The sequence below is a fragment of the Dyella japonica A8 genome, from assembly GCF_000725385.1.
Classification (GTDB): Bacteria; Pseudomonadota; Gammaproteobacteria; order Xanthomonadales; family Rhodanobacteraceae; genus Dyella; species Dyella japonica_C.
This window is the reverse complement of record NZ_CP008884.1, coordinates 1,929,376-1,942,121: the sequence shown is the minus strand read 5'-3', so window position 1 is coordinate 1,942,121 and position 12,746 is coordinate 1,929,376. Positions and strand designations below refer to the sequence as shown.

The following is a 12,746-nucleotide window of genomic DNA, read 5'->3' as shown; positions in this document are numbered from 1 at the left end:
CGCGGCGATCCGCGGCCGCCCATGACCCACACGAAAATGCGGGCACTGGGTCACACCGCCCCACCTCGCGCCTGGCCGTCAGGCCGGAATAACCGACCGGACAGCCTCGACCACCCGCTCCATGTCGCCATCGGACATCGCAGGCGACAGCGGCAGGCTGACCGTTTGCCGCCCCAGGCGCATCGCCTGCGGCCATTGCTCCGGCCGCCAGCCGAAGCGCTGCTGGTAATACGGGTGCTCGGGAACGGACAGGTAATGCACGCCCGTGCCGATGCGGCGCGCGTTCATGGCCTCGAGGAAGTCATCACGCCCGATGCCCGAGCGTGCGTCGATCATGACGGTATACAGATGATGGCCATGGCGAGTCCCCTCCTCCGGCGCCGCCGGCAGGCCTATCGGCCGTCCGGCAAGCGCCTCGTCGTATCGCTGCCAGAGCTCGCGCCGGCGCTTCCAGTTGCGTTGCACGCGGGCCAGCTGGTGAATGCCGATCGCTGCCTGCAGGTCCATCATGTTGTATTTGAAGCCGCACTCGACCACCTGGTAGTGGCGGTAGCCCTGGTCGCCGAAACGGTGCCATGCGTCCTTGCTCATGCCGTGCAGCGCAAGCATCTTGGCACGGGCGACGTGCTCTTCGTCGCGTCCCAGGATCATGCCGCCTTCGCCGGTCACGACGTTCTTGGTGACGTAGAAACTGAAGCAGCCGAAGTCACCGAAGGTGCCGGCCGGCTGGCCGTGGAATTCGGTTTCAATGGCATGCGCGCAGTCTTCGATCACCACCAGGCCACGCTTTCGCGCAATCGCCATGATCCGGTCCATGGCGCAGGGCCGCCCCGCGAAATGCACAGGGAGGATGGCGCGCGTGCGCGGCGTGATGGCGGCCTCGATGGCGTCCGGGTCGATGTTCTGGGTGACCGGGTCCACGTCCGCCAACACCGGGGTGAGGCCGGCATGCAGGATCGCGTTGACCGTGGCGCAGAAGGTCAGCGGCGTGGTGATCACTTCGCTGCCCGGCTCCAGTCCGGCCGCCACCATGCTGACGTGCAGGGCGGCCGTGCAGGAATTCACCGCCGCCACCTGGGACGCCCGCACCCCGCGCCACCGGGCAAAGTCCTGTTCGAACTGTGCGACGCGTGGCCCCGTGCCCAGCCAGCCCGAGCGCAGGCAGGCCTCGACCTCGGCGATCTCATCTTCCTCGATACGAGGGGCACCGAAGACCAGGAAGGGCACGGGGTGGTCAGAGGGCGTCACAGGTGGTCCGATTCGTCGAGCTGGTCGGCCTTTCTATCGCAAACGCCGGCGCAGCGTCCACGCCGGGATGGGTGAGGCACGCCTGTTGCATGCCCTGGAACCGGAGCGGGACCGGCCATGGATCTGTGCGCCGCATCACCCCCGGACCCCACGCCCCGATCCTGGCGGGTGACCAGCCCCCTCAAGTGGGGTAAATTCCCTTCCAATCAGGGGGCTGGACCAGTATCGCCATGTCAACGCTAATGCAACCTTCGCTCGCGGGCCTTACCGGCCTTGCGCGCCGACTGGTATCGGAAGGTGTGCTGCCCGAAGCCGACGTACGCCGGGCGGTCGCTGAGTCCACCCAGAGCAAGGCCTCGCTCACGGCCTGGCTGCTGGACAACAACCAGGTGGAGAGCGCGCGACTCACCCGCATCGCATCCGACGAGTTCGGCATGCCGATGATGGACGTCAGCGCGCTGGTGCCGGCCAACATGCCGGTGAACCTGATCAGCGAGGCGCTGATCAACAAGCACCACGCCCTGCCCCTGTTCAAGCGCGGCAAGCGTCTGTTCGTCGGTATTGCCGACCCGATGCAGTCGCATGCGCTGGACGAGATCAAGTTCCACTCCAACTGCATGGTGGAACCGATCCTGGTCGAGCGCGGCCAGTTGCTGCGCTCCATCGAGATCGCGCTCACCGCCATGAGCAACGCCGTGCCCGACATGGGCGGCAGCGAATTCGACGAGCTCTCGCTGGAAGGCGGTGACGACGAGGCCGAAACCACCGGCATCGACGCCAATGCGAATGACGACGCCCCCGTGGTCAAGTTCGTCAACAAGATCCTGGTCGACGCAATCAAGCGCGGCGCCTCCGACATCCATTTCGAACCGTTCGAAACGCAGTACCGGGTGCGCCTGCGCATGGACGGCATGCTGCGCGCGGTGGCCAGCCCGCCGATGAAGCTCGCCTCGCGCATTTCTTCGCGCATCAAGGTGATGTCGGGCCTCGATATCGCCGAACGCCGCGTACCGCAGGACGGCCGCATCAAGCTCAATCTGTCCAAGAGCCGTTCGGTCGACTTCCGCGTGAGCACGTTGCCCACGCTGTTCGGCGAGAAGATCGTGCTGCGTATCCTGGACGGCTCGGCCGCCAGGCTCGGCATCGACGCCCTGGGCTACGAGGACGTCCAGAAACAGCTCTACATCGAAGCCATCCACAAGCCCTACGGCATGGTGCTGGTCACCGGCCCCACCGGCTCGGGCAAGACGGTGTCGCTGTATACGGCGCTGAACATCCTCAACACCAACGAGCGCAACATCTCGACGGTGGAAGACCCGGTGGAAATCCGCGTGGAGGGCATCAACCAGGTGCAGCAGAACGTCAAGCGCGGCATGACCTTCGCCGCCGCCCTGCGTTCCTTCCTGCGCCAGGACCCGGACGTGATCATGGTGGGCGAAATCCGCGACCTGGAAACCGCCGAGATCGCCGTGAAGGCCGCGCAGACCGGTCACATGGTGTTGTCCACCCTGCACACCAACGATGCTTCGCAGACCATTTCGCGCCTGATGAACATGGGCATCGCGCCCTACAACATCACCTCGTCGGTCACCCTGATCATCGCCCAGCGACTGGCGCGCCGCCTGCACGATTGCAAGCGGCCGATGACCTTGCCGCCCCAGACACTGCTGGATGCGGGCTTCACCCAGGAAGACATCGACGGCGGCCTGACCGTCTACGAGGCCGTGGGTTGCGACAGCTGCAACGAGGGCTACAAGGGCCGCGTGGGCATCTACCAGGTCATGCCCATGCTGGAAGACATTCAGAAGATCATCCTTCAAGGCGGCAACACGCTGCAGATCGCCGAGGCCGCCCGCAAGGCCGGTGTGAACGACCTGCGCGCATCCGCCCTGCTGAAGGTGAAGAAGGGTGTGACCAGCCTGGCCGAGATCGACCGCGTCACCAAGGACTGACAGGCTTGCGGGCGGCCCGGCCGCCCGGCGAGGATGGGCCGTCCGTCGCACCGAAGTTGCGTCAGGTGCCACGAATTGGTCCAGGGGAATGACTTAAGCTGCACCGATTACACGGCCGCCCTCCTGAGGCGGCCCGACCGTACCAGCAGGGGGAAATGCCATGGCTGCGGCCACCGCCAAGAACGTCAAGCCGATCAGCGCCCAGCGCGCCGAGGTCAGCAAGCTGACAACCTACGACTGGATCGCCCTCGACAAGCGCGGCAAGCGCATGAAGGGCGACATGGCGGCCAAGAACGCCTCGCTCGTCAAGGCCGAGCTGCGCCGCCAGGGCATGAACCCGCAGACCGTGAAGGAGCGCGGCAAGCCGCTGTTCGGCGCCTCGGGAAGCTCGGTCCAGCCACGCGACGTGGCGATCTTCAGCCGCCAGATCGCCACCATGATGGCCTCCGGCGTGCCGATGGTGCAGTCCTTCGAGATCATCGCCGACGGCCAGAAGAACGTCCGCTTCAAGAACATGCTGACGGACGTGAAGCAGACCATCGAAGGTGGTGCGGCGCTCCACGAAGCCCTGGGCAAGTACCCCGTCCAGTTCGACGAGCTCTACCGCAACCTGGTGCATGCGGGTGAGTCGGCGGGTGTGCTCGACACGGTGCTGGATACCGTGGCCACCTACAAGGAACGCACGGAAGCCATCAAGGCCAAAATCAAGAAGGCCATGTTCTACCCCGTGATGGTCATGGCCGTGGCCTTCCTGGTCTGCGTCATCATGCTGCTGTTCGTGGTGCCGGTGTTTGCCCAGACCTTCAAGGACGCCGGCACCTCACTGCCCGCGCCAACGCAGGTCGTGGTATCCATGTCCGAGTTCATGAAGTCCTACTGGTGGGCCCTGCTCATCGGCATCGTGGGCGGCGTCTCGGCGCTCATCTTCTTCAAGAAGCGCTCCACCAAGTTCGCGCACTTCCTCGACCGTTTCCTGCTGAAGTTCCCGGTGATCGGCAACATCCTCCGGCAGTCGGCGCTGGCGCGCTTCGCGCGCACGCTGGGCGTGACCTTCCGTGCCGGTGTGCCGCTGGTGGAAGCGATGGATGCCGTCTCCGGCGCCACCGGCAGCATCGTCTACGGCGATGCCGTGAAGCAGATGCGCGAGGACGTCGCCGTCGGCCACCAGCTGCAGCTGTCGATGCGCCAGACCGGCCTGTTCCCGAACATGATGGTGCAGATGGTGGGCATCGGCGAGGAATCCGGTGCGCTCGACCACATGCTGTTCAAGGTCGCCGAGTTCTACGAAGAGGAAGTGAACAACGCGGTGGATACGCTCTCCAGCCTGCTCGAGCCGCTGATCATGGTGATCCTCGGCGTGCTGGTCGGCGGCATGGTGATCGCGCTGTACCTGCCGATCTTCAAGCTCGCCAGCACCGTGTAATCTCTCGCAGTCCGGGCCCCTCTCCCTGCCGGGAGGGGGGCCTTTTTTATAACCATCGGATGTCCGCATGCTCGCACTCCCCCCCTGGGCCTGGATCGTTGTTGCCGGCGTGCTCGGCCTCCTGGTCGGCAGCTTTCTGAATGTCGTGATCCTCCGGCTGCCGGCGCGCCTGATGGCGCAGTGGCGGCTGGACGCCTTCGATACGCTGGAGATGGAGCCCGACAGCACCTCGCTGCCCCCCGGCATCGTCAAGGAGGCCTCGCACTGCCCCCACTGCAAGCACCCGCTGGCGGCTCGCGACAACATTCCGCTGTTCGGCTGGCTGCTGCTGGGCGGCCGCTGCCGCTACTGCAAGGCGCCGATTTCCATCCAGTACCCGCTGGTCGAATTGCTCAGTGGCCTGGCCAGTGCGGCGATTGTCTGGAAGTTCGGCCCGAACCTCGTTGCCGTGGCCGGCCTGGTCTTCACCTGGATGCTCATTGCCCTCGCCGGCATCGATTTCCGCACGCAGTACCTGCCCGACCAGCTGACCTTCCCACTGCTGTGGCTCGGCCTGTTGCTCAGCCTGCTGCCGATGTTCGTGCTGCCCAGTCCGGCGATCCTCGGTGCGGCCATCGGCTACCTCAGCCTGTGGAGCGTGTACTGGCTGTTCAAGCTGCTGACCGGCAAGGAGGGCATGGGCTATGGCGACTTCAAGCTGCTGGCCGCACTGGGCGCATGGATGGGCCCCACGGCCTTGTTGCCGGTGATCCTGCTCTCTTCGTTCATCGGCGCCGTGATCGGCGGCGCGATGATTGCGCTGCGCAAGCACGGCCGCGACATCCCCATGCCCTTCGGCCCCTTCATCGCGGCGGCAGGCTGGGTGTGGTTCGTGGCCGGCGATTGGCTGCTGCAGCAGTACTCGCAGCTGATGGGGCTGCCGTGACCTTGCCCCACCCGGGCTACGTGGTGGCGCTCACCGGCGGCATCGCTGCGGGCAAAAGCGCCGTATCACGACGCTTCGAGGCTATGGGTGTCCACGTCTACGACGCTGATGTCGCCGCACGCGAAGTGGTCGCCCCCGGCTCGGAAGGGTTGGCGGCCATCGTCGACCATTTCGGCACCGGCGTACTCGATGCCGGCGGACAGCTCGACCGTGCCGCCATGCGCCAGCGGGTGTTCGGCAACGATGCGGAACGCAAGGCCCTGGAAGCCATCACGCACCCACGCGTGCGCGCCTGGCTGCGCGAGCGCGTCATGGCCGATCGCGGCCCCTACTGCCTGCTCGCCATTCCGTTGTTTGCCGAAAACCACGATCACTATCGCTGGGTGGATCGCGTCCTGGTGATCGATGCCCCCGAAGCCGTCCAGAGGGAGCGCCTGATGCGGCGCGACGGCATCGACGAAGCACTGGCGCGGCGCATGATCGAACGCCAGGCGCGGCGCGAACACCGCCTGTTGCTGGCCCACGATGTCATCGAAAACAGCGGCGACGAATCCGCCCTCGACCGGGCCGTGGCAGACCTGCACGCACGCTATCTGGCACTCGCCCAGGCCGGGCGCTGAATCACCAGAAGCCGCGGATCCCCGCCACGCCCTGCGCACCGGCCTGCCGCGCCATGTCGAGCTGTGCCGGGCTCATGCCGCCCAACGCATAGACCGGCAAGGCCGAGGCATTCACCAGATGCCCGAACGCCGTCCATCCCAAAGGCAGGGCAGCGGGATGCGTTGCGGTCATGGCGACCGGCGACACAGTGGCGAAGTCCGCGACGTCCAGCGCACGCTGGAGATCGGCTGCGTGATGGCAACTCGCCCCCACCCATTGCATCAAGGGCAAGGGCCTTTCGCGCCACTGGGCGAGCTGGGCCGCCTTGAGCTGCACGCCTGCACCCTCTCCCAGCGCCAGCGCGCCATCGACGTCGCCGCTCAACACTAGATGCGCGCCCCGGGCCCGCGCCTCGGGCAACAGATCAGCCGCCAGCGCCCTCACCTGCTGCGGCGGCCACTGCGGAAAGCGTAGGAGGATCATCCGCTCGCCCGCAGCGATGGCGTGGCGCACGCGCTGCCGCCACGCCTCAATCGCCGAGGGCGGCACATCTGCCGTGATGGCATAACGCGAGGGCAACTGGAGTGCCCGCAGGATGTGGCGGTCCGCTGGTGCCAGCAGGCTCAGGTCGACCGAGGCAGGCTCAGCCCACTGCAGCGCCTGCCCGTCCAGCGAGGCGGGCTCGCCCTGCCATGCCCGGACGATACGCGCGTCGAGCAGCAGGGAGCGTTCGCCGTAACGCCAGGGCACGCGAATGAGGGGCTCAGCCACCGTGGCCTCGATGCCCAGCTCTTCATGGAGTTCGCGCACGAGGCCCTCGGCAGGCGTTTCGCCCACCTCGAGCTTTCCACCGGGAAATTCCCACAGCCCCGCCAGGTGCTTGCCGGGCGGACGCTGCGCCAGCAGCACGCGTCCCTGGAAGTCGAGCATGACGCCGGCCATGACATGCATGGCGCCGGCCGTCGAAGCAGGCATGCCGGATGCCGCTCAGTCGTTGCGGATGTACTCGACCATGTCGAAGTCATACGCGTGGTTGGCATCCTTCTTGTGATGCACGCGGGAGACTTCGGTCCAGTCGCTGAAATGCACGCCCGGGAAGAAGGTGTCGGCACCGTCCACCGCGGCGTTGACCCAGGTGAGGTACAGGCGGCGCGCTGTGGGCAGCGCCTCGGTGTAGACCTCGCCACCGCCGATCACCATCAGGCCGGTGCCACCGGCGCGGGCGTGGCCCTCGGCCAGCGAACGCACGGTGATCTGGCCGGGAAACGGTGCCTCGTGCTTGCGGCTCAGCACCAGGTTGGTGCGGTCCGGCAGCGGGCGGCCAATCGCCACGGCCGTGTTGTAGCCCATCAGCACGTACTTGCCGAGCGTGAGCTCCTTGAACCAGCGCAGGTCGTCCGGCAAATGCCAGGGCAACTGGCCCTTGCGGCCAATGGCGAAGTTCTCATCCAGCGCGGCAATCAGCGAAATAGCCATGGAAATCCTTGAATCATCGACAGTGTTGACCACTCGCGCCGCCAGCCAGGGGCGTCGCGCGCCGCCGATCTTAGCAGCATGCCGGCGTCCATCCGCGCCAAATGACAGCCTGCGCCATGCCCGGTGTCAGCGAACCCCGGGCCAACGCCTTGTTATACCGCCACCGGGGCCTTGATGGCGCCATACGGCTCGTAGCCGACGATGGCGATGTCCTCGAAACGGAAGTCGAACACTGAACGCACGTCTGGATTCAGCTGCAGCCTGGGCAGGGGCCGCGGCGCACGGGTCAGCTGCAGGCGCGCCTGCTCCACGTGGTTGTTGTACAGGTGGGCATCGCCCAGCGTGTGCACGAAATCACCCACGCCCAGCCCGCATTCCTGGGCAATCAGGTGGGTCAGCAAGGCATAGCTGGCGATGTTGAACGGCACCCCCAGGAAAATGTCCGCCGAGCGCTGGTAGAGCTGGCAGCTGAGCTTGCCGTCCGCCACGTAGAACTGGAACAGCGCATGGCACGGCATCAGCGCCATTTTTGGCAGCTCGCCAACGTTCCATGCACTCACTACCAGGCGGCGCGAATTCGGGTTGCGCTTGATCTCGTCCACCACCCAGCGGATCTGGTCCACCACGCCGCCGTCAGCGGTGGGCCAGGCGCGCCACTGCTGGCCGTAGACGGGGCCCAGGTTGCCGTGCTCATCGGCCCATTCGTCCCAGATGCTGACGCCATGGTCCTTGAGATAGGCAATGTTGGTGTCGCCCCGCAGGAACCAGATCAGCTCGTGGATGATCGACTTCAGGTGCAGCTTCTTGGTGGTGACCAGCGGAAACCCTTCGGACAGGTCAAACCGCATCTGCCAGCCGAACACGCTGCGCGTGCCGGTGCCGGTGCGGTCGCCCTTCTCCACGCCGTGGTCAAGCACATGCTGCAGCAGATCAAGATAGGCGCGCATGGCTTACTCCCCGGTCGGCAGCGAGACGTTGTACGGCCGCATGGTCGGCGCCTTGCGGGCCATCACCAGCAGCACCAGGCCGATGACGATCAAGGGCAGCGACTGGATCTGCCCCATGGTCAGCCAACCCCACGCGAGATAGCCCAATTGCGGATCGGGCACGCGCACGAACTCCACGCCGAAGCGGAAGCAGCCATACATCAGCGCGAACAGGCCGGAAACCAGGTAGCGCGGGCGCGGCTTGAGCGACACCAGGAACAGCACGGTGAACATCACCACGCCCTCCAGCAGCATTTCATAAAGCTGGGAGGGGTGACGCGGCAGCCCGCCGAACTGCGCCAACGCCGCCTGCCACTGCGGGTGCGTGGCGGCCCAGTCCACATCGGCCGAATGCGCATTGGGAAAAAGCATGGCCCACGGCACCGTGTCCGGCTTGCCCCACAGCTCACCGTTGATGAAGTTGCCCAGGCGCCCCAGACCGAGTCCGATCGGCACCAGCGGCGCCACGAAATCCACCGTGTCGAAGAAATGCATGTGGTTGCGACGCGACCACCACAGGCCGGCGGTAAGCACACCGAGCAAGCCGCCGTGGAAACTCATGCCGCCATCCCACACGCGGAACAGCGCCAGCGGGTCCTGCCAGATCCAGTGGATGTCGGCGTAGAACAGCATGTACCAGATGCGGCCGCCGATGATCACACCCATCATCACGTAGAAGGCCAGGTCACCCAGCGCGTCGCGCGATACCGGCAGGCGGCCGCGCTGGCGGCGGTACTCGGCCAGCAGCCAGGCCCCAAGGAAACCGCTCAGGTACATCAAGCCATACCAGTGAATCTGTAGCGGCCCCAGCTTGAAGGCGACGGGGTCGAAGGCAACGGTGAAGGGCTGCGTCATGGGTCGGCGGGCGGCGGAAAAGCGTCAGTGTAGCGGGCGCGCCCCGTGAAGGCATGGGGGCGGCAAAAACGCACCGGCCTGCCGGCAATGTCAAGCGTAGACAAGCCTTTGTGGCCGTCACCCGCACCGAAAAAATAGCCCCTTTACACCAAAACCTACTATCACCCGACTGTTTCAACAGGCTTGCACCTACACGTCACTTTGTTTTAACTTCGGGATTACATCGCCTGTCCCCCAAGCCCGGCGATGCCACGGCACGGACCCCTTCCCCAGGGAGGTCGAGCCATCCCCATACCCAGATGTCCAGCCCTCGCGAGCTGGCTGATGGCTATTTTTTGTTCGGAGTTCCAACAATGAAGCAAAAGACACTGCTGGCTACTGCCATCGCCGCAGCGCTCGTGCTGCAGACGTGGTCGGTGGCCGCACAGGATGCTGCCCCCGCTCAGGCTGATCAGGGTACGGCCAAGAGCCTCGAAACCGTCACGGTGACCGGTTCGCGCATTCGCAGCGTGGACGTGGAAACCTCGCAGCCCATCTTCACCATGGACAAGGCCGCCATCCAGGCGACCGGTCTGACCAACGTCAACGACATCCTGGCCCGCATGCCGTCCATGGGCACGCCGGACATCACCCCGCAGGACACGCTGTCCTCCGGCGCTGACGTCGGCGGTCGCTATGTGAACATCCGTAACATGGGTTCGCAGCGCACGCTGGTGCTGGTCAACGGCCGTCGCTGGAGCACCAGCCTCAATGGCCTGACCGACGTGTCGACCATTCCCGTCTCGATGATTGAGCGCATCGACATCCTCAAGGATGGCGCCTCTTCCATCTACGGTTCCGACGCCATCGGCGGCGTGGTGAACATCATCACCAAGGAAAAGTTCGACGGCGCTGAAGCCAACGTCTACTACGGCCAGAACGGCAAGGGCGACGGCCAGACCCAGAACTACGACTTCACCTGGGGCCACACCACCGAGAAGAACTCCATCATCATCGGTGCTGCCCAGCAGCAGACCGATCCGATGTGGGACAGCGAGCGTCCGGAAACCCGCTACGCCGAAGGTGCCCGTCATCCGAACGGCGGCTGGAGCTCCACCGGCCCGTACGGCCGCGTTGTCGATCCGACCACCGGCGATCAGTACGTTTACAACCACGGTTCGCAGACGACGACTGCTGGTGCCCCCGCTGGCTACCACCTGTACGACGGCAGCACAAATGCCGACCGCTACAACAGCACGCAGGACATGACGTTCCGCGCCGGCACCAAGCTGAAGAACCTGTTCGTCCAGGACAAGTACAAGCTGACCGACAACATCACCCTGCACGGTATGGCCGATGCCAGCGTGCGTGACTCGTCCTCGCAGCTCGCCGGCTATCCGTTCTCGACCGGCAACACCGTCGGCAACCTGTTCCCGAACGGCGTGCAGATCAGCGGCCAGAACGCTTACAACCCGTTCCCGGGCGAAGACGTGAACTTCTTCCGCCGCACGGTGGAAATGCCGCGCGTCACGCAGGCTCACTCCAAGATCTACAACATCAACGTCGGCGCCCAGGGCTACTTCCAGTTCCTCGGCCACGATTGGAGCTGGGACGCGGATTACACCTACGCCCAGAACAAGATCCACCTCACCACCACCGGCAACCTGGACCTGAACAAGGCACAGGCCGCGCTGGGCCCGACGACGATCATCAACGGTCAGGTGGCTTGCGCCAACGCCGCCGATCGCGCTGCTGGCTGCCAGCCGTGGAACATCCTCGCCGGCCCGGGTGCGACCCCGCAGTCCGTGCTGGACTACGTGGGTTACCACGAGTCCGCTCGTCAGGTCAGCTCCACCGATGACTACACCGCCAACGTCTCCGGCGGCCTGTTCGAGATGCCGCTCAACGCCGGCACCGTCAACCTGGCCCTGGGCGTGGAACACCGTGGTCTGAAGGGCAGCTACCGCCCGGATGCCTACGTTGCCGCCGGTAACACCACCGATCTGGCCGCCAACGCGACCTCCGGCAAGTACTTCACCAACGAAGCGTACGCCGAGCTCGACGTGCCGCTGCTGCGCGACCTGCCGGGTGCCCAGGAACTGGGCGTCAACATCGCCAGCCGCTACTCGAACTACAGCAACTTCGGCAGCACCACCAACAACAAGTACAGCTTCCGCTACCGTCCGATCGAAGACGTGCTGATCCGCGGTACGTTCGCCCACGGCTTCCGTGCGCCGACGATCAACGACCTGTACGGTGGCCCGGGCCAGAGCTTCGAAACCTTCATCGATCCGTGCGATACCGTTTACGGTGCTGCCGCGACCAACAGCCAGGTGGCTCAGCGCTGCTCCGCCGCTGGCGTCCCGGCCAACTACCGCCAGGTCGACGGCTCCGGCACGCCGATCAAGAACAACACCGGTACGCAGACCCCGGTGGCGTTCGTCTCGGGCTCCAACCCGAACCTGCAGCCGGAACAGTCGATCACCCGTACGCTGGGCCTGGTCTACAGCCCGCACTACGTGGAAGGCCTGGACTTCACGGTTGACTACTACAACATCTACCTGAAGAACCAGATCACGTCGGTCAACGCCAGCGAGATCCTGAACCTGTGCTACGTGCAGAACGATCCGTCGTACTGCGGCCGCTTCACCCGTGGCAACGTGGCCGACCCGAGCACCGGTCTGGTCCCGGGCTCGGTCAACCAGCTCAACGAAAGCGAAGCCAACCTCGGCACGCTGAAGACCGCAGGCTACGACGTCGGTATCCACTACCGTCTGCCGGAAACCTCGTTCGGCCGCTTCCGCATCGCTTCGGACAGCACCTACCTGACCAAGTACGAGTCGGTCAGCAGCCCGGGCGCTACCCCGCAGGATCAGGTCGGCTTCTTCACCAACGGTAACGACCCCATCTACCGCCTGCGCTCCAACCTGCAGGTGGATTGGGACTTCAAGCAGTTCGGCGCCAGCTGGACGGTCCGTTACTACTCGGGCCTGAAGGACCAGTGCTACACCGCAACCGTCGAGTGCAGCTCGCCGAACTACACCAACCCCTGGTGGCCGTCGGTTGGCATGAGCCAGAAGGGTTCGGTGGCGTTCAACGACGCGCAGTTCCGCTACACGGCTCCGTGGAAGGGTGTGTTCACCGTTGGCGTGAACAACATCTTCAACAAGAAGGGCCCGTACTACTACAGCGTGCCGACCTCGGGTACCGGCTCCCCGCCGTACAACCCGAACTTCGACATCGACCGTTACTGGTACGTGTCGTACAACCAGAAGTTCTAAGTTCGAAAGAGTGCAGCACTT

10 protein-coding genes are annotated in these 12,746 nt (G+C 65.1%); 5 read left to right on the top strand and 5 right to left on the bottom strand.

Annotated elements, in window-relative coordinates; genetic code table 11:
• Window positions 1-78: 78 nt before the first annotated feature.
• Entirely contained in the window at window positions 79-1,227 is a 1,149-nt protein-coding gene (locus HY57_RS08005) for a DegT/DnrJ/EryC1/StrS family aminotransferase (protein ID WP_019467314.1), read from the bottom strand.
• A 251-nt stretch (window positions 1,228-1,478) separates the two neighbouring features.
• On the opposite strand from HY57_RS08005, the gene pilB reads away from it, so the two are divergent.
• The 4 genes from pilB (at window position 1,479) to coaE (ending at window position 6,168) form a co-directional block, all read left to right on the top strand.
• Window positions 1,479-3,200 carry a type IV-A pilus assembly ATPase PilB gene (gene pilB / locus HY57_RS08000; RefSeq protein ID WP_026034290.1) on the top strand — a complete coding sequence of 574 codons (1,722 nt, stop codon included), beginning with the start codon at window positions 1,479-1,481 and terminating at the stop codon, window positions 3,198-3,200.
• A gap of 160 nt (window positions 3,201-3,360) precedes the next feature.
• Window positions 3,361-4,623, top strand: a complete 1,263-nt coding sequence (locus HY57_RS07995; protein ID WP_019467312.1) for a type II secretion system F family protein — start codon at window positions 3,361-3,363, stop codon at window positions 4,621-4,623.
• A gap of 67 nt (window positions 4,624-4,690) precedes the next feature.
• Entirely contained in the window at window positions 4,691-5,548 is an 858-nt protein-coding gene (locus tag HY57_RS07990) for a prepilin peptidase (protein ID WP_019467311.1), read from the top strand.
• The gene (gene coaE / locus HY57_RS07985) at window positions 5,545-6,168 is read left to right on the top strand and encodes a dephospho-CoA kinase (protein WP_019467310.1); all 624 of its coding nucleotides are present in this window, start codon (window positions 5,545-5,547) and stop codon (window positions 6,166-6,168) included. The genes HY57_RS07990 and coaE overlap by 4 nt, the downstream gene beginning before the upstream one ends.
• 1 nt (window position 6,169) lies before the next feature.
• Here coaE and HY57_RS07980 read toward each other — a convergent pair whose 3' ends face one another.
• The 4 genes from HY57_RS07980 to lgt all read right to left on the bottom strand — a co-directional run bounded on the left by HY57_RS07980 (window position 6,170) and on the right by lgt (window position 9,465).
• Window positions 6,170-7,123 (bottom strand): Nudix family hydrolase, encoded by a 954-nt coding sequence (locus HY57_RS07980; RefSeq protein ID WP_019467309.1) that lies wholly within the window; start codon window positions 7,121-7,123, stop codon window positions 6,170-6,172.
• Window positions 7,124-7,135: 12 nt separating this feature from the next.
• A complete protein-coding gene (locus HY57_RS07975; protein ID WP_019467308.1) occupies window positions 7,136-7,624 on the bottom strand; it encodes a dihydrofolate reductase in 489 nt (162 codons plus the stop codon).
• A 152-nt stretch (window positions 7,625-7,776) separates the two neighbouring features.
• Window positions 7,777-8,571 (bottom strand): thymidylate synthase, encoded by a 795-nt coding sequence (locus tag HY57_RS07970; RefSeq protein ID WP_019467307.1) that lies wholly within the window; start codon window positions 8,569-8,571, stop codon window positions 7,777-7,779.
• A gap of 3 nt (window positions 8,572-8,574) precedes the next feature.
• Window positions 8,575-9,465: a prolipoprotein diacylglyceryl transferase gene (gene lgt, locus HY57_RS07965; RefSeq protein WP_019467306.1), complete on the bottom strand. Its 891-nt coding sequence runs from the start codon at window positions 9,463-9,465 to the stop codon at window positions 8,575-8,577.
• Between the two features lie 353 nt (window positions 9,466-9,818).
• Between lgt and HY57_RS07960 the strand changes: the two genes are divergently transcribed.
• On the top strand, window positions 9,819-12,725 hold the full coding sequence (locus HY57_RS07960; protein WP_019467305.1) for a TonB-dependent receptor plug domain-containing protein: 2,907 nt from the start codon (window positions 9,819-9,821) through the stop codon (window positions 12,723-12,725).
• The last annotated feature ends 21 nt before the right edge of the window (window positions 12,726-12,746 follow it).